The 20,168-nt window shown below is 70.3% G+C and carries 19 protein-coding genes; 9 read left to right on the top strand and 10 right to left on the bottom strand.

Annotated elements, in window-relative coordinates; translation table 11 throughout:
- Positions 1-43 precede the first annotated feature (43 nt).
- On the bottom strand, positions 44-985 hold the full coding sequence (locus tag ACFYUV_RS34290; protein ID WP_387675954.1) for an RNA polymerase sigma-70 factor: 942 nt from the start codon (positions 983-985) through the stop codon (positions 44-46).
- Positions 986-1,157: 172 nt separating this feature from the next.
- Between ACFYUV_RS34290 and ACFYUV_RS34285 the strand changes: the two genes are divergently transcribed.
- Positions 1,158-2,345 (top strand): NAD(P)/FAD-dependent oxidoreductase, encoded by a 1,188-nt coding sequence (locus ACFYUV_RS34285; protein ID WP_387675951.1) that lies wholly within the window; start codon positions 1,158-1,160, stop codon positions 2,343-2,345.
- Positions 2,346-2,473: 128 nt separating this feature from the next.
- Here the strand turns inward: ACFYUV_RS34285 and ACFYUV_RS34280 are convergent, their stop codons facing one another.
- The 6 genes from ACFYUV_RS34280 to ACFYUV_RS34255 are packed head-to-tail and all read right to left on the bottom strand — an operon-like array spanning position 2,474 to position 11,171.
- The gene (locus tag ACFYUV_RS34280) at positions 2,474-6,100 is read right to left on the bottom strand and encodes a carbohydrate-binding protein (protein WP_387675948.1); all 3,627 of its coding nucleotides are present in this window, start codon (positions 6,098-6,100) and stop codon (positions 2,474-2,476) included.
- Positions 6,100-7,065, bottom strand: a complete 966-nt coding sequence (locus ACFYUV_RS34275) for a Gfo/Idh/MocA family protein (RefSeq protein WP_387675946.1) — start codon at positions 7,063-7,065, stop codon at positions 6,100-6,102. The genes ACFYUV_RS34280 and ACFYUV_RS34275 overlap by 1 nt, the downstream gene beginning before the upstream one ends.
- A complete protein-coding gene (locus ACFYUV_RS34270; RefSeq protein WP_387675944.1) occupies positions 7,062-8,072 on the bottom strand; it encodes a Gfo/Idh/MocA family protein in 1,011 nt (336 codons plus the stop codon). Before ACFYUV_RS34270 ends, ACFYUV_RS34275 begins: the two co-directional genes overlap by 4 nt.
- Positions 8,069-8,920 carry a carbohydrate ABC transporter permease gene (locus tag ACFYUV_RS34265; RefSeq protein ID WP_387675941.1) on the bottom strand — a complete coding sequence of 284 codons (852 nt, stop codon included), beginning with the start codon at positions 8,918-8,920 and terminating at the stop codon, positions 8,069-8,071. Before ACFYUV_RS34265 ends, ACFYUV_RS34270 begins: the two co-directional genes overlap by 4 nt.
- Positions 8,917-9,885, bottom strand: a complete 969-nt coding sequence (locus tag ACFYUV_RS34260) for a carbohydrate ABC transporter permease (protein WP_387675938.1) — start codon at positions 9,883-9,885, stop codon at positions 8,917-8,919. Before ACFYUV_RS34260 ends, ACFYUV_RS34265 begins: the two co-directional genes overlap by 4 nt.
- Positions 9,882-11,171 (bottom strand): extracellular solute-binding protein, encoded by a 1,290-nt coding sequence (locus ACFYUV_RS34255; protein WP_387675936.1) that lies wholly within the window; start codon positions 11,169-11,171, stop codon positions 9,882-9,884. Before ACFYUV_RS34255 ends, ACFYUV_RS34260 begins: the two co-directional genes overlap by 4 nt.
- Before the next feature lie 95 nt (positions 11,172-11,266).
- Here ACFYUV_RS34255 and ACFYUV_RS34250 point away from each other — a divergent pair, with 95 nt between their 5' ends.
- From ACFYUV_RS34250 to ACFYUV_RS34240, 3 genes are all read left to right on the top strand, one after another.
- Positions 11,267-12,454, top strand: coding sequence for an ROK family protein (locus ACFYUV_RS34250; RefSeq protein ID WP_387675933.1), 1,188 nt, complete (start codon positions 11,267-11,269; stop codon positions 12,452-12,454).
- 27 nt (positions 12,455-12,481) lie between these two features.
- Entirely contained in the window at positions 12,482-13,729 is a 1,248-nt protein-coding gene (locus ACFYUV_RS34245; RefSeq protein WP_387676627.1) for an alpha-L-fucosidase, read from the top strand.
- A gap of 127 nt (positions 13,730-13,856) precedes the next feature.
- On the top strand, positions 13,857-14,399 hold the full coding sequence (locus tag ACFYUV_RS34240; protein WP_387675931.1) for a hypothetical protein: 543 nt from the start codon (positions 13,857-13,859) through the stop codon (positions 14,397-14,399).
- 42 nt (positions 14,400-14,441) lie between these two features.
- Here the strand turns inward: ACFYUV_RS34240 and ACFYUV_RS34235 are convergent, their stop codons facing one another.
- A complete protein-coding gene (locus ACFYUV_RS34235) occupies positions 14,442-14,843 on the bottom strand; it encodes a DUF4345 domain-containing protein (protein ID WP_387675928.1) in 402 nt (133 codons plus the stop codon).
- Between the two features lie 60 nt (positions 14,844-14,903).
- Here ACFYUV_RS34235 and ACFYUV_RS34230 point away from each other — a divergent pair, with 60 nt between their 5' ends.
- The 3 genes from ACFYUV_RS34230 (at position 14,904) to ACFYUV_RS34220 (ending at position 17,763) form a co-directional block, all read left to right on the top strand.
- The gene (locus tag ACFYUV_RS34230; protein ID WP_387675925.1) at positions 14,904-15,503 is read left to right on the top strand and encodes a TetR/AcrR family transcriptional regulator; all 600 of its coding nucleotides are present in this window, start codon (positions 14,904-14,906) and stop codon (positions 15,501-15,503) included.
- Between the two features lie 455 nt (positions 15,504-15,958).
- Entirely contained in the window at positions 15,959-17,389 is a 1,431-nt protein-coding gene (locus tag ACFYUV_RS34225; protein ID WP_387675923.1) for an endo-1,4-beta-xylanase, read from the top strand.
- 155 nt (positions 17,390-17,544) lie between these two features.
- Positions 17,545-17,763 (top strand): EF-hand domain-containing protein, encoded by a 219-nt coding sequence (locus ACFYUV_RS34220; RefSeq protein WP_189654025.1) that lies wholly within the window; start codon positions 17,545-17,547, stop codon positions 17,761-17,763.
- 31 nt (positions 17,764-17,794) lie between these two features.
- Here the strand turns inward: ACFYUV_RS34220 and ACFYUV_RS34215 are convergent, their stop codons facing one another.
- The gene (locus ACFYUV_RS34215) at positions 17,795-18,031 is read right to left on the bottom strand and encodes a hypothetical protein (protein WP_387675918.1); all 237 of its coding nucleotides are present in this window, start codon (positions 18,029-18,031) and stop codon (positions 17,795-17,797) included.
- Here ACFYUV_RS34215 and ACFYUV_RS34210 point away from each other — a divergent pair.
- Positions 17,936-18,166, top strand: a complete 231-nt coding sequence (locus ACFYUV_RS34210) for a helix-turn-helix domain-containing protein (protein ID WP_387676625.1) — start codon at positions 17,936-17,938, stop codon at positions 18,164-18,166. The genes ACFYUV_RS34215 and ACFYUV_RS34210 overlap by 96 nt on opposite strands.
- A gap of 60 nt (positions 18,167-18,226) precedes the next feature.
- Here ACFYUV_RS34210 and ACFYUV_RS34205 read toward each other — a convergent pair whose 3' ends face one another.
- Positions 18,227-18,757, bottom strand: coding sequence for a hypothetical protein (locus tag ACFYUV_RS34205; RefSeq protein WP_387675915.1), 531 nt, complete (start codon positions 18,755-18,757; stop codon positions 18,227-18,229).
- Between the two features lie 216 nt (positions 18,758-18,973).
- Between ACFYUV_RS34205 and ACFYUV_RS34200 the strand changes: the two genes are divergently transcribed.
- Complete coding sequence (locus ACFYUV_RS34200; RefSeq protein WP_387675912.1) at positions 18,974-20,125, top strand: twin-arginine translocation signal domain-containing protein; 1,152 nt, start codon at positions 18,974-18,976, stop codon at positions 20,123-20,125.
- Positions 20,126-20,168 lie beyond the last annotated feature (43 nt).

The raw sequence follows: 20,168 nt of genomic DNA, 5'->3' as shown, positions 1-20,168 counted from the left end.
TCCCAGCATGAGATCTGGTGAATGTGTTGCCGCTTGTGCGGGTTCAGCGCAGGGTGAGCGGAGTCTCCGATGCGATGCGGGTCAGCTTCCGCGGGTTGCGGACGTAGTAGAGGCCGGTGACGCGGGCGTGCTCGACGCGGGCCGCCATGACGCCGTCGATGTCGCCGTCCACGCGCAGGAGGAGCGCCGGGTTGCCGTTGACCATGGTGGGCTCGGCGGTGAGGGTGATCCGGGCCTTGCCGAGGCCGCCGACGATCATGCGGGCCACCTTGCCCGCGCCGGTGATCGGCTGCGGAGCGGCCCGCTTGACGCCGCCGCCGTCGCTGATCAGGACGACGTCCGGGGCCAGCACGTCGAGCAGGCCCTGCAGGTCCCTGGTCTCGACCGCGCGCTGGAACGAGGCCAGCACCGCCCGGGTCTCGTCCGGGGAGGCCGCCTCGCGCGGGCGGCGGGCATCGACGTGCCGGCGGGCGCGGTGCGCGATCTGGCGCACGGTCGCCGGGGTCTTGCCGACCGCGGCCGCGATCTCGTCGTAGCCGACGTCGAAGACCTCGCGCAGTACGAAGACGGCTCGTTCGGTCGGCGACAGCGTCTCCAGCACGAGCATCAGCGCCATCGACACGCTCTCGGCGAGCTCGACGTCCTCGGCCACGTCCGGCGCGGTGAGCAGGGGTTCGGGCAGCCAAGGGCCGACGTACGCCTCCTTGCGGCGCTTCATCACGCGCAGCCGGTCCAGCGCGCGCCGGGTGGCGATCCGCACCAGGTAGGCCCGCTGGTCGACCACTTGCCCGAGGTCGACCTTGACCCAGCGCAGCCAGGTTTCCTGCAGGGCGTCCTCGGTGTCGGCCACCGAGCCGAGCATCTCGTAGACGACGGTGAACAGCAGGTTGTGATGGACGAGGAACGCCTCCGTCGCCGGGTCCGTCCGTCGGCCGTCGGCGGTCGGCCGGGCTGCGCCTGTCGTCGCGTCCCTGCGCTCGTTCATCCCTGGCTCCTGCCTGTCGCCCTCGCAAATCCTGCTCCATGCACTAGGCGTCGGCTCACCCCGCCGTGTGACAGCCGTGACCGGTGACCCACGTCACATGGCCGCACTGTCACAGAGGCGAGGGCGCCGACGCCCCACTCAGCAGGAGCAAGCGAACCGACAGGAGCACCACATGAAGCACCGCGTCGTCGTCCTCGGCGCCGGCTATGCCGGGGCCTACGTGGCCGGGAACCTGGCCCGCCGGCTGTCCCCGGCGGACACCGAGATCACCGTGGTCAACGCCGAGCCGGACTTCGTCGAGCGGCTGCGGCTGCACCAGCTCGCGGCCGGCCGGCAGATCGAGGCTCACAAGCTCGCCGACGTCTTCGCGGGCACGGGCATACGGCTGCGCCTGGCCCGGGTGACCGCCGTCGACCCCGAGCGCCAGATCGTCCACACCGACGCCGGCGAACTCGGCTACGACACGCTCGTCTACGCGCTCGGCAGCGGCGTCGCCGACCGCGGCGTCCCCGGCGTGGCCGAGCACGCCTTCCACGTCACCGCCCGGCCCGCGGCGCTGCGCCTGCGCGAGCGCCTGGACGGCCTGGTCAGGCAGGCCGAGGGCGGGAGGGTGCTGGTCGTCGGCGACGGGCTGACCGGCATCGAGACCGCCACCGAGTTCGCCGAATCCCGGCCCGGCCTGTCGGTGACGCTCATCGCCCATGGCCGGCTCGGCGCCCGGCTCTCCGCCGGAGCCCGCGGCCATCTGCGTCGGGCCTGCGACCGGCTGGGCGTCACCGTCCTGGAGCACGCCAGCGTCGAAGCCGTCGAGGCATCAGGGGTGCTGTGCGCCGACGGCACCGTCCTGGCAGCCGGCGCCACCGTCTGGACCGCCGGGTTCGCGGTCAGCCCCATCGCCGCCGCCGCCGGGCTGGAGGTCACCGGCAACGGGCAGATCATCGTCGATGACACCATGCGGTCGGTCTCGCACCCGAACGTCTACGCCGCCGGCGACAGCGCCCACGCCACGGGCGACAACGGCCGGCCGCTGCCGATGTCCTGCGCGTCGGCCGGCTCCACCGGCCGGCGGGCCACGGACGCGATCGTGGCACGCCTGACCGGCCGCGACATCGCGAAGAGCAAGCTGCACCACCCGGGCAACCACATCAGCCTCGGACGGCGGGACGGAATCCTCCAGCTCGTCGACGACGAAGCGCAGCCGAAACCGAAGTACGTGGGCGGCCGGAAGGCCGCGCGGATCAAGTCCGGCATCCTCCAGATCTCGCTGTGGGGCATCTCGCACCCGACCTTCGGCCTGCCCAAGCGCCGGCACCGCCTGCCCGCCGCGCCGGACGCGTCCGCCGAGCAGGCGCTCACGTGACCGCCTCCTTGACCGCTTCGACACCACCGCCGCGGCCGACGGCCGGGCGGACCAGCTCAGGTGCGGAACCCGGGGGAAATGCCGAAGCGACCCGGCCGGGCCGGCCGGGTCGCTTGGAGCAAGTGCGGTCAGCCCTTGGTCTGGACCGTGGCCGACAGTTCGATCGGGAGCGTCGTGCCGTCGGCCGCCAGCGGGCGGACGGTGAAGGTGTAGCTCGTGCGGCCCCGGAGCCCGGTGACCCGAGCCGTCGTCCCCGTCACCCGCATGACCTCCGTGCCGCCGTTGAAGACCGCGTAGCCGGTGGCGGCCGGCACGGACGGCCAGGTCAGGGTCACCGACTTGGCGTTGACGTTGCCGACGCCGAGTTCGGCGCCGTTCCAGGTGTTGGGCGTCTCGACCACGAACGCGTCGATGATGAGGAACTTGTCCGCGCCGTTGACGACCTTGATGGTGTGCTCGCCCATCGGCAGCCCGGTGAGCTGGAACACCCGCTGGGCGGTCAGCCGTACCGGGGAGTCGCAGTCGACCGTGGCCTTGAGCTGGCCGTCGACGTAGATGTCGATGGTGCTCATGTCGGAGTAGCGTTCGGACAGCAGGCTGATGCCGGTGCCGGTGAAGGCGAACTCGACGGCCTGCCCGGCGCGCCAGCCGGCGTGGACGTCGTCGCCGTAGTCGCCCAGCCCGCGGTCGGGGCTGTAGGTGAAGTCGTCGTCGGGGTAGGCGATGCGCTTGTCGGTGTCGTTGACGTAGGTGAGCACGACCTTCGGGTCGGTTACGGTGATCTTGTGCTCGCCGGAGAATCCGTCGTGGATCGCGGTGATCGTGGCGCTGCCCCAGGTGCGGGGGGTGACGAGGCCGTCCGCGTCCACGGTGGCGATCGACGGGTCGGAGCTCTTGAAGGTGACGCCCTCGGTGACCGGGGTGCGGGTGCCGTCCGCGCCGACCGTCGCGACGGACAGCCGGGCGGGCTCGCCGACCTTGAGGGTGCCGGCGCCCGTGACGTCGAGTGCCTTGATCGCGGCGGTGGAGGCGGTGAGGGTGAACTTGTCGAGTGCCAGCCCGCTGCCCTCGCTCACGATCCGGAGGGTGTGCAGGCCGGCGGACATCTTGCCCCAGGTGGTCACGTTCGCGTCGTCGGACTTGGGGACGAAGACCGTGGTGCGGTCGCCGTCCACCTCGAACCTGAACGTGGTGTCCTGGGCGGCCGAGCCCTTGAAGGTCACCTTGTACATGCCGGTGTTCGGGACGAACACGTTCTCGTAGCGCAGGTAGTCGTTCGGGTCGATGCCGCCGACGACGCCGTCCTTGGTGACGACGCCCGTGTCGGGGCCCTTCCAGTTCCACTCCTGGTCGGTGTTCCACTGCATGGTCCAGCGCTCGGCCTCGACGGTCTGCTCGGAGGTGCCCTGCAGGTCGAGCCGCAGCCAGTTCCAGACGATGTTGGAGCTCGCCTCGATCCAGACGACCTTGACCGAGTGCTCGCCCGCGGTCAGCGGCAGGACGAAGTCCTCGGTCCGCGGGCTGAGCATGCCCGCGGTGGGGCGCAGGCTCAGCGGTCCCGTGGCGTCGGCGCCGTCGACCTCGACGCGGAACTTCAGCGGCTTGTCGTTGACGGTCGAGTAGCGAAGCTGCAGCAGGTACTTGCCGTCGGCGGGGACGCTGACGGCGTCGAAGCGCGACCAGTCGCCGGTGTCGATGGAGGTGACGCCGGGGGTGCCGTCGTCGCTGTCGGCGAGGTCGGTGTTCTGGGTGCCCTGCTGCCCGGTCGCCGACTCGGCCTGGAGGGTGATCGACTCGGGCCGTTCCAGGGTGAACCGCATCCAGTTGAGGAAGAACCAGCGTCCGTCGGGCCGGGTGAGCTTGATCGTGTGCCGGCCCTCGGTGAGCGGGATCCGCCGTTCGAAGGTCCTGTAGGTGTTGTAGCCGCCGGAGTCCGGCACCTTGACGGTGGTCACCTCCTTGCCGTCGACCTCGACCTTCAGGTGGTTGGCCTCCTCGGAGGAGGCCCGGAACTCCACCCGGTAGGTGCCGGTGGCGGGCACGTCGACGTTGTCGTACTCGGCGGACTCGCCGGCGGCGTCCATGTAGAGCGCGCCGAGGCCGCCCTCGGGCGGGGTCTCGACGCCGTAGGCGCCGTTGGCCGCGGTGTAGTCCTCGTTCTGGACGGTGAACTGCGTCAGCGGGGTCGTCGGCCGCCCGGCCGGTACGGCTTCCGCGGCGACCCGGACGGCGCCGATCGGGTAGACCTTGTCCTTGCCGCCCGGCATCGCCAGCTCGATCCGCGGCCTGCCGTCCGCGCCGAGCATGGCGACGGCCACGTCGTAGGAGCCCGCGGGCAGGTCGGAGGGGAGGGTGAAGGCCGAGTTGATCTGGCGGACGTCGCCCTTGAAGAGCTTGGTCTGGTCGAGGGTGGCGTCGGTGCCGCGCCACACGACGTCGCCGGTGGACCTGTCGGTGAAGCGCACCTCGACCGGGTAGCGCCGGGGGCTGAAGCCGACCGCGTTGTTGGTCCAGGTGTGCGAGATGCGGAACTCGCCACCGGGCCTGACCTCGGTGTCGTAGGTCGCGGTGGGCATCAGGAAGCGGTAGCCGGTGAAACGCGCCAGCGTCTCGAACCACTCGCCGTAGGCGTCCTTCATCGGCTGCCAGTTCGCGAAGCCGGTGTTGTTGATGCCCTGGAGGTTGGAGTGGTAGCCCTCCAGCGAGTTCTTCACGAACAGCCGGGGGTTGTTCAGCATGATCGTGGGGTTGTCCCAGTTGGAGCCCTCGGACACCTGGATCATGTCGCGGCGGAGCCTGCGGTTGACGTACGGGGCCTGCGCGGTGTCGCCGTAGTTGTGCCAGACGAAGCCGGCGTTGACCGTGTCGGACCGCACGCCCCAGTTCTCGAACGTGGCCGCCTTCTCGTAGCCGAACACGCTGAACCGCTTGGCCTGGGTGTCGGCGTCGGGGTCGTTCTTGTTCACCTCCGCGCCGGCGTTCTGCATCATGACCATCGACTTGTCGAACGCGTCGTCGTAGATCTTGAGGATCGCCTGGAGCGTCGAGACGCGGGTGGCGTTGTCGGGCCACGGGAAGTTCATCGCGTCGTTCCAGCCCGACCACTCGCCGAACAGGGAGAAGGCGCGCAGGTCCACCCACGCCACGCCCGGGTCGCCGTCGTAGCGGCCGGCGAAGGCGTCCACCGCGCGCTTGAGCCGGTCCAGGTAGATCGGGTTGTAGTAGATCGGCTGCTTGGAGAAGTAGTCGTTGTACGGCGCCATCCGGAAGGGCACCCCGGCCTTGTCGAACAGCCAGGCCGGCGGGTACTCGTACGGGAAGACGCCCGGATCGTTCTTGTAGTCGGGCGCCTCCGACATGAGCAGCTGGAACTCGACCGTCTTGCCCTGCTCGTTCACCCGCTTCATGAACGCGTCGAGGCGGTCCCAGACGAAGACGCCGTCGTCGGGCTCGAAGTCGGCCCAGGCGAGCTGGAGCCGCACCACGTCGGCGTCGGCGGGGATCTTCTTCCTGCCTTCGATGAAGTCGGTGATGCCCGGGTCGTTGGTGAAGGTGTAGCCGGGCGTTCCCGGCGTCCGGTGCGTGTTCACGTCGAACGCGGTGCCGGTGTACGGGTTGCCGTGCAGGATCTCGTGGGTGTCGGAGAAGGTCACCGTCGTACGTCCGGTGGCCGGTTCGGCGGCGGAGGCGGCGGGCGCGGGCAGCACCAGTAAGGCGGCGGTCATCGTGGCGGCGCCGAGGGCATGGCGGATCATCAGATCTCCAGGGGGACGGGGGCGGCGTCGTGCAGGGAGCGGTAGGCCGCCTCGACGAGGGCGACGGTACGGTGGCCCGCCCTGGCGTCGGGCTGGCGGGCCTCGCCGTCGCGGACGGCGTCGAGGAAGGCGCGGATGAGCAGGTCGTCGAGCGGCGCGCCGTACCCGTGCGCGAGCGGGCCGCCGTTCCATCCGGTGAGGACCCCGGAGAAGGGCGCGATGTCGGCCACGCCCTCGGTGCCGATCACGGTGAGGGTGACCAGGTCGCCGGTGTTGGGACGGCCGGGCGGGCGCGACCAGGAGCAGTCGATGGAGGCGATGACCCCGTCGCGGTAGCGCAGGGAGACCAGCCCGGCGGTCTCGACGGCCTTGCCCGGGTTGGGGATGGAGTTGGCGATCGCGTAGACCTCGACCGGGTCGTCGTCCAGCAGGTCGGCGAGCAGGTCGGCGACGTGCACGACGTGGTCGGTCAGGGCGCCGCCGCCGCTGCTCGCCGGATCGGTGAACCAGTCCCGGCTGGTGGGGACGCCGCCGCAGTTGGTGGCCGCGATCGACACGATCCGGCCGAGGTCGCCCCGCCGTACCGCGGCCCGGAGGTCGGCGTAGGCCGGCGCGAAGCGGACGGGGAAGGCGGTCATGAGAACGGTTCCCGCGGCGCGGGCGGCCGCCAGCATCGCGGTGGCGTCGGCGAGCGAGGTGGCGAGCGGCTTCTCGCAGAGCACGTGCACGCCCTCGTCGGCGGCGCGCAGCGCGAACTCCCGGTGACGCGTGTTCTCGGCGCAGATCACCACGCCGTCGGGCCGCCAGGCCCACAGTTCGTCCTCGGTCTCGAAGGCGGTGACGCCGTCCGGGACGCCGTCGTAGCCGTCGGCGTAGGCGCCGATCTCCACGTCGTCGCAGCGCAGGAGCGCGGCGGCGTACTCGGCGGCGTGCAGGTGGGCGAAGGAGAGCAGGGCGATCTTCATGCGGCTTCCAGGGGCTTGAGGTCGACCGGCCGGCCTTCGGCGGCCGAGCGGGCGACGGCGTCGGCGATGCGCATGGCGGCCAGGCCGTCCAGCGCGGTGACGCGGGGCGGGACACCGGTGGCGACCGAGCGGACGAAGTCCTCGATCTCGGCCCGGTAGGGGCTGGTCAGCGGGGAGAAGTCGGGCAGGATGTCGGGCGCGGGCACGGCGTCGCCCTGGTAGCGGTAGGGGCGGCGCTCGTCGGAGTCGGCGTGCAGCAGCCCGTGCGAACCGGCCACCTCGAACAGCGTCCTGAACTCGATCGGCGCGGTGGTCCAGGTCGCCGTCAGCACGGAGATCGAGCCGTTGGCGTGCGTGAGGAACGCCTGGGTGCTCTGGCTGCCGCCGACCGCGTGGGTGCGGGCGAAGACGCGCTCGACCTCTCCCCCGATCCAGCGGGCCATGTCGATGTCGTGGATCATGAGGTCGAGCAGCACGCCGCCGGAGAGCGCCTCGTCCAGGAACCAGCCGCCGGCCGGGCTGCGGCCCTGGCGGGTGTGCCGCTGCACGGCGACGCTGCCGATGTCGCCGCGGGTGACGGCCCGGTGCAGTTCGGCGTACTCGGCGAAATAGCGTACGACGTGCGCGGGGAACAGCGGGACCCCGGCGTCGGCGAAGCGGGCGACCAGGTCCTCCGCCTCGGGGAGCGTACGGGTCAGCGGCTTCTCGCAGATCGTCGGCAGGCCGTGGCCGAGCGCGGCGAGCGCCAGTTCGTAGTGGGTGTGGGTCGGCGTGCAGATGTCGACGACGTCCGCCGCCTCGAACAGGGCGTCCAGGCTGGGGACGATCCGGCCGCCCCCGTGGCGCCGGGTCAGCGCCTCGGCGTCGTCGGCGATCGAGTGGACGACGACGTCGTGGCCGAGGTCGAGCCAGGCCGGGAGGTGCGCGTTGGCGATGCCTCCGGCGCCGATGAGTCCGACCGTTGCGTGCATGGGAGATCCGTTCCTTGTCAGGTGCCGATGCGTCATTTGCCGATGCCTTGCGTCATGCCGTTGACGATGCGGCGGCCGAACCAGAGATAGGTCGCGATCATCGGGAGCACCACGATGACGACGCCGGCGAAGAGCCCACCCCAGTTCGAGGTGTATTGCATGTTGGAGTAGAAGTTGAGCAGGGCGACGTTGAGGGTCTGCGCGCTCTGCTCGGGGACGAGCATCAGCACGATCACGGTCTCGTTCCACAGGCTCAGCGCGTTCAGCACGGCCACGGTCGTGATGCCGGGCTTGGCCAGCGGCACCATGATCTGCAGGAAGGTCCGGAACGGCGACGCGCCGTCGAGGGCGGCCGCCTCCTCCACGTCGCCGGGCAGCGAGCGGAAGTAGCCGATGAGCACGAAGATGCTGAACGGCAGGCTGAGCACGACGTAGAACAGCGTGACGGTGATCCGCGTGTCCCAGGCGCCGGTGACCCAGTCGATCATGAACCGGGACAGTCCCGCCCCGATGAGGACCATGGGGACGGCGAACGCCTGGAACGGGATGCTCATGCCCACCGCGAAGAAGGTCGCGACAGGACCGCTGGAACGCCCGCCCAGCCGTGCCACCGCGTAGGCGGCGGGGATGGACAGCGCCATGATGAGCACGACGGACACGAGCGTGAGGACCACCGAGTTGACCGCGGCGGCTCCGAGCCCGGAGTCCGACCACGCGGTGACGAAGTTCTCCCACATCCAGGTGGCGGGCAGGCCGGCCGGGTTGTCGAAGATCTCCCGCGAGCTCTTCAGCGAGTTCAGCAGGACCCAGACCACCATGCCGACGTTGAACAGCACCCAGGCCCAGATCAGGGCCCTGATCAGGGCGAGCCCGGCGCGGATCATGCCAGCTCCAGTCGTTCGCGCCGCTGGATCCTGCGCGACAGCACGATCAGGACGGCGGTGATCACCGTCATCACGATCCCGATCGCCGCGGCCTCGCCGAGCTGGGCCAGTCCGCCCTCACGGCCGCCGGTGACCCGGAGGTACTGCTCGACGGCGAGGGTCCTGGCCTCGGGGGGCGGGGTGCCCGCCGTGCCGACGAAGGCGATGACGATCTCGAAGGTCTTGATGCCGGCGATCGCCCAGAGCGAGGCGGCGATGGCCAGCATGTCCCTGGTCAACGGGAGCGTGACGTAGCGGAACTGCTGGAGCTCGCTCGCGCCCTCGATCCTGGCCACCTCGTAGTAGCTCGGCGGGATGCCGTCGACCGCGGACATCACCAGCACGACGTAGAAGCCGGCCGCGCTCCAGACCACTCCGGCCATGATCACGTTGAAGATCAGCTCGGGCGCCAGCCAGGGCTGGCGCAGCTCGGACAGGCCGAGGGCCCCCAGCACGGTGTTGATCAGTCCGTCCGGGTTGAAGAGGAACGAGACGGCGAGGCCCACGGCGATGGGCGAGATCATGAACGGCAGGAAGACGGCCGCCCGGATGAACGCGCTGCCGCGCGCCGCACGCAATACGATCATGGAGGCGCCGGCGATGAGGAACAGCGCCAGGCCCACGACCAGCGTCAGGATCAACGTCTGCACGAACGAGGCACGGAACAGCTCGCTCCCGGCCATCGACACGTAGTTGGCGAAGCCGACCCAGGAGAGCTCGGTCCCCAGCCCTGACCACTCGGCGAAGCTGAGCGCGACGCCGAACAACGACGGCAGCACGAAGAAGACCAGGTAGGCGATCAGTGCGGGAAGCAGCATCGGCAGGTACAGCCGGCGGCGCTCGCCCTGGAGCGCGCCGCGGGACGCCTTCGCCCGCCTGCCCGCGGACGGAGCCCGCAGGGCGGTGTCGGACACGGTCACGGTCATCCGTTCATGGCGGCGGTCTTCGCCTTGCCCTCGGCCAGGAACTCCTCGGCGCTGAGCTTGCCGGCGACGAACTTGTCGTCGAGGGGGAGGAAGACGTCGGCCAGCCACTTGGGCTGCACGGTCGAGACGCCGTCGCCGTCGAGCGTGACCTGCTCGGCGTCACGGATGGACGCCTGCAGCTGCTGGAGCTCCACCGGGGCGGGCGAGTCGGCGCGCGAGGGGATGTTGGCCGCGTCGGTGCCGATGCGGTCGATGTACTTCTTCTGCATGGCGAAGGCCAGGAAGTCGGCGACCGCCTTCTGGTTCTTGGACTTGGCGTTCACGCCCCAGCCGAGCGCGCCGACCGTGGCGACCGCGCCCTTGGCGGGGTCGACCGGCGGGAAGGCGATGATGCGGGGCTTGACCGCGGCGGCGCGCAGCGAGGCGGTCTCGCTGCCGAGCCAGGAGCCGTTCAGGATGAAGCTGTGCTTGCCGCCCGCCCAGGCGTTCTGCGCGGCCGGGAACTTGGTGGCCATGTAGTCGGGCTCGAACAGATCGGCCTTCACCAGCGACTCCAGCGCCTTGGCCGCCCGCTTCACCTCGGGCAGGTCCCAGGCGGCCGGGTCGGCGGCGAGCTTCAGCAGGATGCCGGGGCCGGCGGTGGACAGCAGCATCTGGTGGATCCAGAAGGAGTTGTAGGCGTTGACCGAGCCGTCGAGCGCGATCGGCGCGCGGCCGGCCGCCTTCTCCTTCTTGGCGATCTCCAGCAACTCGTCGAACGACTTGGGGGCGAAGTCGGGATACTTGGCGGAGTCGTACCACAGGCCGATGGAGAAGACGCTGTGCGGGACGAAGCCGTACCCCTTGTCGTCGCCGATGGCCTTGAGCACGCTCTTCGGCAGGACCTCCTCGATGGTCCTGTCCTCGCCCGGGATCTTCGTCCTGAAGATCGGGCCCATGTCGCCGAGCACGCCGGCGGCGCGGAACTCGGCGGTGTGGTCGATGGCGGTGTCGAAGAAGTCGGGACCGGCGCCGGTGGCGACGGCGTTCTTGACCTGCTGCTCCTGGCCCTGCGCGAGCCACTGAACGTCGATCTTGACGCCGGTCTGCCGGGTGTAGTCGGCGATGACGCTCTCGAACAGGTTCGCCTGGGGGGTGCCCTTCGCCCACTTGCCCCAATAGAGGAGGCTCGCGGGCGCGGCGCCGGCGGAGGCCGACGGACCGGCGTCCTGGAGCTTCTGGCCGCACGCGCCGAGGGCGAGCACGGCGGAGGCGCAGGTGGCGACGGCTATGGCGCGATTACGCATGGATGGTCCCTTCTGGCTGGGAGGCACGGTTGGCAATAATAAATACACTTTGTGTTTTAATGGAAGACGTCTTGGGATACGAAAGGGCCACGTGAGTGCTGATCGGACGTGAAGCGAGCCTGCTGCGCCAGCCCGTGGGCCAGTCGCGCCTGCGCCGCATCAATTCGCTGGCGGTGATCGAGGCGATCCGCCTGGAGCCTCTCACCATCCCGGCGATCGCCCAGGTCGTCGGGCTGTCGAAGACCGCGGCCGACACGGTGGTGGGCGACCTCGTGGCCCTCGGCTGGGTGACGAGCGTCGAGCCCCTCTCCCCCACCGGAGCCGGGCGGCCGGCCAACCGCTACCAGTTCAACGCGGGCGCGGCCGTCGTCGCCGGCATCGACATCGGCCAGCACACCACCCGCGCCGAGCTCGCCGACCTGAACGGCGAGGTCCTGGCCACCCACTCGATCACCGTCTCCGTCGCGGACCCGCCCGAGGCCGTCCTGGCCGACGCCGTCGGGGTGGTCGACCGGCTCCTCGCCTCGCAGGGCCGCGGGCGCGCCGACGTGTGGGCGATGGGGGTGTCCGTGCCCGCCGTGGTCTACCAGGACGTCGTCACGCGCGGCCTCGACGACTGGGAGGGGCTCAACGTGCGCACCGCTTTCGCGTCGTCCTTCGAGTGCCCCATCGCCGTCGAGAACGACTCGAACCTCGCCGCGTTCGCCGAGGCGTGGAAGGGCAGCGCCGCCGAGGCCGCTTCGATGGTCTACGTGCACTCCGGCAACCGCACCGGGGCGGGGGTCGTGCTGAACAACACCGTCGTGCGGGGCGCGAACGGCGCCGCCGGCGAGATCGGCGCACTGCCGCAGATGGGCTGGGAGCATGCCCAGCAGCACCTGCACGACGTCGAGCTCACCGACGGCCGCCGGGTCAGCAGGGAGGGCGTGTTCGACGCCGCCACCGCGGGCGACCCGCTCGCGGTGGCCGCCGTCGACCGGTTCGCCGACGTCATCGCGATCGGCATCGCCGCGCTGGTGCTCACCGTCGACCCCGAGATCGTGGTCGTCGGCGGCGGCAACGTCCAGGCGGGCGACACCTTTCTCGACCCGCTGCGCCGCCACGTCGAGAGGCTGTGCACCGTACGGCCCGCGCCCCCGATCGTCCCCTCTGCGTTGAAGGATCGCGCGTCGATCACCGGCGCGGGCGGCCTGGCCGCCACCTCCGTCATGGAACAGCTCTACGCCTCGGCCCTGGGCGGCAAGACGCTCTCCAGCGCCTCGACGCCGCCCTGGAAATGGTAAGAACCGAAGAAGGATCCCCCCGTGCCCATGCAACCCTGGTTCACCGACGCCAAGCTCGGCATCTTCGTCCACTACGGCCTCTACGCCGTCGAGGGAGTGGCCGAGTCCTGGTCGTTCTACTACGGCGACATCTCCCGTGAGGACTACCTGGCCCAGCTCGGCGGATTCACCGCCGACGGCTATGACCCCGCGGCGTGGGCGGAGCTGTTCGCCCAGGCCGGAGCCCGGTACGCCGTGCTCACCACCCGGCACCACGACGGCTTCGCGCTGTGGGACAGCGCGTACGGCGAGCTGAACGTCACCGCCTCCCCGGCGGGACGCGACCTGGTCGGCCCCTTCGCGGACGCGCTGCGCGAGCGCGGGCTGAAGGTCGGGCTGTACTACTCGCACTCCGACTGGAACCACCCCGACTACCCCAGCGTCGTCGGCCCGCAGGCCCACCCGAGCCCCTACGTGACGCCTCCGGAGGGCCGGGAGGACCCGGCCGCGTGGGCCCGCTACCTGGCCTACCGCGACGGCCAGGTCGACGAGCTCGTCGAGCGGTACCGGCCCGACCTGCTGTGGTTCGACGGCGAATGGGAGCGCTCGGAGGAGCAATGGGGCATCGACGCCCTCGCCGACCGCATCCTCGCCGTACGGCCGCGGACCGTGCTCAACGCGCGCATGCTCTCGCGCGGCGACTACGCGACGCCGGAACAGGGCGTCCCCATCACGCCGCCCGACGGCCCGTGGGAGCTGTGCCTCACCATCAACGACAACTGGGGTTTCCGCCCGGACGACACCAACCACAAGCCCGTGGGCCACCTGGTCCGCTACTTCGCCGAGACCATCGGCGCGGGCGGCAACCTCCTGCTCGACGTGGGCCCCACCGCCGACGGCCGCATACTCCCCGAACAGGCCGACCGCCTGAAGGGCCTCGGCGCCTGGATCGACCGGCACGCCGAGGCGGTGTACGGCACGACCGCCGGGCTGCCGGCGGGCCACCACTACGGCCCGAGCACGCTGTCCGCCGACCGCAGAACCCTGTACCTGACCTGCTTCGACCCGCCCCGCGACACGGTGACGGTGCGCGGGCTGCGCAACACCGTCCTGCGCGCCAGGGTGGTCGGCGCCGACTGCGAACTCGGGCACTCGATCACCGGAGAGCTCAACGGCGTGCCCGGCATCCTGTGGATCGACGCGCCACCCGCGCACGCGATCGACCCGCACGCCACGGTGCTCGCCCTGGAACTCGACGGAGAGCTGGACCTCTACCGCGGCAGCGGCCGCGACTAGCCGTCACGGGCCGAGGTCGCGTCCGGGAGGAGCGGACGGTTCGAGCGGGCACTTCGAGCGGGCAGTTCGAGCGGACTCCAAGTGCGTTGCAGCCGAGCCACAAGCGGGCTTCCCTAGCCTCGCGATCATGCTGACGACCCTGGTTGTGACCGCCTCCCTCCTGTTCACCGGCGCGCCCGCGCAGAGCGCGGCGACCAAGCCGCTGACCTTCCGCGGCATGACGCTCCAGATCCCTGCGACCTGGAAGGTCGGAAAACAAGACAGGTGGGGCATTCACGTCAGGACCGGCGGCTGCGACCGGCGCGCCGTCGAGTGCCGCGGGTTCTACCTCGTCGGGCCGGAGGGCATCTCTCTGGCCCGCCACGGCAACCCCTACGACCCCGAGGAGCCGTACCACCCGGGCAACGGGCTCGCGAGCTGCGTACCCGACAAGCGCTACATAGAGGACTTCCCCGGCAAGCTCGTCGCCCGTGGCACCCGCCCGGTCGGAGCGGGACACAAGGCCACCTACCGCGTCTGGCGGGTCGGCTGCACGACGCAGTCGGCCAAGCGGACCGGCGTCTCCTATCAGGAGCGGATCTGGCACCTGCCCAAGTCGAGGATCCTCGTCTTCGACCAGTGGAGCGACGGCCGGCTCGGCACGATTCTCCAGCGGGCGACCTGGAGCTGACCCCGCCGGTCGCGGTGCTCGCGCCCCGCTCGGCCGGGCCGCTCAGGCCGAGCAGGCGCGCTCCTCCTTGCCGGCGAGCCAGAAGAAGACCGGCGGCAGCACGAGTTCGACGACCGCCAGCACGATCTGGAACCCGTGCGGCCGGCCGGACACGGCGAGCGAGAGCAGCCGCCCCACGCCGCCCAGCAGGAAGACGGCGGCCAGCCACCGCACCACCCCGGCCGGGATCGGGCGCTGCCGCGCCGCCCACACCCACGCCAGCCCGTAGCCGGCGAAGGCGGCCCCCATGAACCGGCCCCAGCTGTCGATCGTCGGCCCCGCGGCAGCGGCGCCGGGGATCGCCGCGTTGCCGAGCGCCACGTGGAGCAGGCCGATCAGCACGCAGGCCCATCCCATCAGCTGGGCGAGCGTACGCAGCGCCTTGACCATGATCTCTCCCGCCATAGTTGACATGTGTCTACTACGGTGGCGCGCTAGTAGACGTGTGTCAACTAGACTTGGTCCATGCCTCCACGCCGGCGACTCACCCCTGACGGGCGCCACGCCCAGCTCCTCGCCGTCGGCGCCCGGCTCTTCGCCGCCCACCCCTACGCCGACGTGCTGATGGAAGAGGTCGCCGAGCAGGCCGGCGTGTCACGGGCGCTGCTCTACCGGCACTTCCCGAGCAAGCAGGCCCTCTTCGCCGCCGTCTACCAGCAGGCCGCGGACCGGTTGCTCGCCGAGACGCGGCTCGACCCCGCCCATTCGCTGCGTGAGCAGCTCGTGCAGGGCATGGACGTCCATCTCGACTACTTCGTGGCCAACCGCAACGCCGTCCTCGCCGCGAACCGGGTGCTCGCGGGCGACCCGGTGATCCAGACGATCATGTCGAACGAGCTGGACGCGCTCCGGGCGCGGCTGCTGGCGGTCCTTCCGCTCGCGGGCGACGACGTCCGCGAGGCCGTCTCCGGGGTCCTGAAGAGCTGGCTGGTCTTCGTCCAGGTCCTCTGCGTCGACTGGCTCACCCGCGAGACCTGCACGCGCGATCAGCTACGCGACATCTGCGTCGGCGCGGCCCTCGGCGCCCTCGAACCCCTGCTCGCCGCCACCCCGGCGAGCCGCTGAGAGCCGCGTCGCGGACGCCGCTCCCCCGGCGCCGCGGCCATCACGCTCCCCCCTTGATCTGCGAGCGCCAGTGCAGAGACCCGGGGATGCGGCGCCGAGGCCGGTTCGAGGACTGAATGAGGGCGAATCGAGGCGGAATGCCCTAGTGTCATGGGTCTGGTGGGGGGACCAGCCTCTCACCGGTCATGCCCGTGACCGGACAGGAGCCCACGATGGCCCACCCCTCGCGAGGGCGCCTGCCCGTGCAGGACACCCGCAAGCGGTCCGGCCCCCTCCCCGCGCGCCCGTTCCGTCTCGGAAGCGGTGGAAGGCGGGGCACGTGACGGCGCCTCCCCGGCCCGCGCGCCCGCCGCGGTCGCGGTGGCCCTCCTGCCCCCCTCATTTACGACGAGCTTCCGGCTCGTGAGCCAATTGCGAAAGAAGCGATGAAACTATCCATCATGTCCCTCGCCGGCATGAGCGCCGTTCTGCTCGGCGTCGTGGCGACGGCCGTCATCCCCGCCTCCGCCGCCGAGGAGACCCTGCGCACCGTGGCGGCGGCCCGGAACCTGCGCATCGGGGCGGCCGTCAACGACCGCGCCCTGGAGACCGACAACGGCTACCGCGACAAGCTCAAGTACGAGTTCAACAGCGTGACCCCCGAGAACGCCATGAAATGGGTCAACGTTGAGCCCGAACAGAATGTGCACACCTGGGCCAAGGCGGACGCCGTCGTCTCCTTCGCCGAGGAGAACAAGCAGACGGTCCGCGGTCACACCCTCGTCTGGCACGGCGGTCTGCCCACCTGGGTCAGCGACGGCTCACTCAGCGACGAGAAACTGCGCGACGCGCTCAAGCAGCACATCCAGACCACCGTCAAGCGTTACGCCGGCCGGGTCGCCGTGTGGGACGTCGTCAACGAGGTCCTCGCCGAGGACGGCACCCTCAGGCAGTCCATCTGGCTCAAGCGCCTGGGCCCCGGCTACATCGCCGACGCCTTCCGCTGGGCCCACGACGCCGACCCCACGGCCAAGCTCTACATCAACGACTTCAACGCCGAGTGGAACAACCGCAAGCGGGACGGCCTCTACAAGCTCGTACACGACCTGCGGACTCAGGAAGTGCCGATCGACGGCGTCGGCTTCCAGACCCACGCCATGATCGCCGACCCGCTGCCCGCCACGCTGCCGCTGACACAGCTCAAGGACACCCTGCAGCTGTTCGCCGGGCTGAAGGTCGACGTGGCCGTCACCGAGCTGGACGTCCGGCTCAAGCTGCCGGTGGACGCGAGCAAGCTGGCCGCCCAGGGCGAGGTCTACCGCCGGGCCGCCGAGGCGTGCCTCGCCGTCGCCCGCTGCGTGTCCCTGACCATGTGGAGCCTCACCGACAAGTACTCGTGGGTGCCGTCCGGGGTTCCCGGCTGGGGCGCCGCCCACCCTCTGGACGAGCAGCTGGCCAAGAAGCCCGCCTACCTCCAGCTGCGGTCCGGGCTGACGGACCGGGACTTCACCTCGACCGCCGTCGCGAGTCACTCCGAGAAGTGCCTGTCCTTCTCCGGCACGCAGGTCGTCCAGGCGGAGTGCGGGCCGGGCCAGCGGCTGCTGTTCCGCCGCGTGGCGACGAAGACCTACCAGATCTCCGACCCGTCCGGAGAGCAGTGCCTCAAGGTCGGGATCCCGAGGGCGGGGATCGAGAACAGCCTGACCCGCGGCTCGTGCGCGCCCTTGCTCAGCGACTACCGGTTCGAGCTGCGTCCGTCGGGGGACGGGCAGCAGATCGTGTCCCTCAGCAACTCCAGATGCGTCGCCGCCAAGGACCGGAGCACCGCCACGGGAGCCGTCCTCGAACTGGTGCCGTGCTCGGGCACCCCGGTCTGGGAGCTGACCGACATGCCGGGACACCCGTAGCAGCCGGAAGGAGCCCGGTTCCCGGCGCCGGGCGGGCCGACCGCCCGGCGCCCGCCGGAACCACCCGGCAGGGGTTTTCGGCCCGTCGTCCCTCGCCCGGGTTCGGGGTTGTGCTTCGATGTTGCTTTGTCCGTACATCGAAGGAGAGGTCACCGATGCCAGACCTTGACGACCCGGCCGCCACGTTCAGGGAGTTCGACCGCGACCGGGACGGATACATCACCCGCGAGGAGTTCGCGCTCGCCATGAACGCCCGCGGCGAGGAGGTCACCGCGGCCGAACTCGACTCCATCTTTCACGCCTCGGACGAGCACGACGGGGACGTGGACGGGCGCATCTCGCTGGCGGAGTTCCTGGTGGCCTGGAACAAGTGACGGCACACTCGCCCTGACCCGGCGGCCGGCGTCACCGGAGATGATCGGCCGCCCAGGTGCGGAACGTACGGGGTGAACGTCCCAGCACCCGCTCGACGTCGGGGATGAGCCGGGCGTTGCCGTCCCGCGCCACCAGCCGGGAGCCGTCGACCGCGACGCCGGCGAACGTCACCTGCGCGGCCTGTTCGCCGACGCCGTCGGCCTGTCGCCCAAACGCTACGAACGCATCGAACGCGTCCGCAAGGCCCTCGCCCTTGGTCGCGCCCACGGCCGCTGGGCCGACCTGGCCACCGCCACCGGCTACTACGACCAGTCCCACATGACGGCCGAGTTCCGTACGTTGATGGGCGTCACACCGGCCGCCTTCTTCCAGGGCCGCCTGCCCGCCCTCCAGCCCTGCTGACCCACCGGCGGCGGTCGCCCCTCGGGTCGGGCGCGCAGTCCGTCTCCCAGGCGGGCCGGTTCACAGCGAGCCGATGCTCAGGGTGAGCGGGCCGGAGACGCCGGCGAGCCCCTGCGTGGTGAGACAGGCCAGAGGCTTCGTGCTGAACATGGCGAACGTGCCGGTCCATTGCGCTCCCTTGAACTCGCCGTCGACCACCACGCCCTTGATCAGAACGACGGTTTCGGCGCCGTTGAGCGAGACGGTGGAGGTGGAGGACAGCGTGCTGGTGTTGTCGTTGTTCCAGGTGATCTTCCGGCTTCCGGCCCTCGTGCCGGAGGTGCAGGAGAACGTCCCGGTGGCGGAGAAGGTCGACGTGGCCTGGAAAATGGTGGGATCACTGGTGGAGACGCAGTCAAGCAGAGGGGCCTTCCCGCTGACCGTGACCTCCCGGGGCTGATCGGTGAGGCCGGGCGTGTAGGTCACCGTCTGGGAACCAGTGCACTTGGTGATCCCGACCGCGGCGCGTGCGCCGGTCGCGGCCGGGACGAGCATGGCGGCGAACATGGCGGCGAACATGGCGATGAGCAGCGCGAGGCCGCCGATCGCCATGGCGGCGAACCGAGGCGCGCGCGAGGCGGACACGACCGGCGTAACGCCCTTGAGGATGGACATTCCCTCTCCTGCCTACGACGCAATGGCCACAGTTGTCGGAACTCACTTGTCCCGAGCTGAGAACCCAGAAATCTGCTACTTACCGTTACCATACACAAACATTAAGTCAACATTCCGGTCCAGCACACCTCGGGCCGGAGTGGGAGTGACGGTGTGACGAAGGGCCTGGCGTCGGCGGACGATCTCGTCGGCGCTGCGGCGGACGGCGGCTCTGGAGAGGCAGGTCAGACAGTGGTCACACGCAGAACGTTCCTCGGCACCGCCACCGCAGCCGGTGCCACGACGCTGCTCGGCGGCAACGTCCTGCCCGTCGCACGTGCCGGCACGTCCCCGTCGGACGCTGCCGGGCTTCGGCCGGCACGCGACGCGATCCGTGCGGTCAACGCCGACACGCGGCGGAACTACGCCGCGCTGAAAGCCGGCCTCGTCAACCACCTGAGCCCGGTCATCGTCGTCCAGAACGACCATCGGGGTGGCCTGTACAGCCTCGTCTCGAACGGGCGGGTACTGGAGTCGCTGCACCCGGTCGACGAGATCTACGAGCTGGCGAAGTCGATCGCGCACCTCCCGCTGGGCATCTTCACCGTCATCGCCCCGTACCTGCCCAAGCAAGTTCCGGCGTTCCAGAGCGCCAGGATCGATCCGCACGACCTGGACATGGTCGCGTTCAAGGGGCCGGCGGACGGCTGGGTCCAGCCGCTCAAGGACGTCTCCGCCACAATCAACACGGCCCGGCGGCGACTCGACGAGGCGGGACTTCCGCCTAGTCTTCAGCAGTCGTGCGCGAACATTCTCGACAGGTCACGCGAATTCATCGCCCACACCACACGAAGCCGCTCCTTCGACATGGATTCCTTCGAGGACTACTCGGGCAGCGTGTATCCGAACATCCGCACCAACATGTACTGGGCGTCCAAAGTGCAGATCGAAGGCGTCGCGGACATCATGACCCGCTGGCGCGGGCAACTCGGCGACAACGCGTGGAAAGGTCTGTACGTCGTCGTCTTCACGATCTGGACCACCTCCTCCCTGAACCAGAACTCGCTCGTCATCAAGAAGTTCATGGACCCGGCGCAGGCCGACACCCACCTGATCGACCTGTCCACGGCCGAGCTCCCCTCCGAGCCGATCCCCGTCGCCCTGGACAACGTGGCCCGGATCGTGCAGGACAAGATCGCAGCCGAGATGATCTTCTGCACCGACACGAAACTCGCCGACGCTCTCAAGGGCCCGGACGAGCTTCTGTCCGGCGAGATCCTGCGACTGCTCGGCCGCGCGCCCGACGCGCAGGCTCGGCCATGCTGATGCCCTGGGCAATCGCCGGAAAGCCCTGGCACGACACGCCCCA

It is taken from the genome of Nonomuraea sp. NPDC003560, assembly GCF_042878785.1.
GTDB lineage: Bacteria > Actinomycetota > Actinomycetes > Streptosporangiales > Streptosporangiaceae > Nonomuraea.
This window is presented reverse-complemented; position numbering and strand designations above follow the sequence as displayed.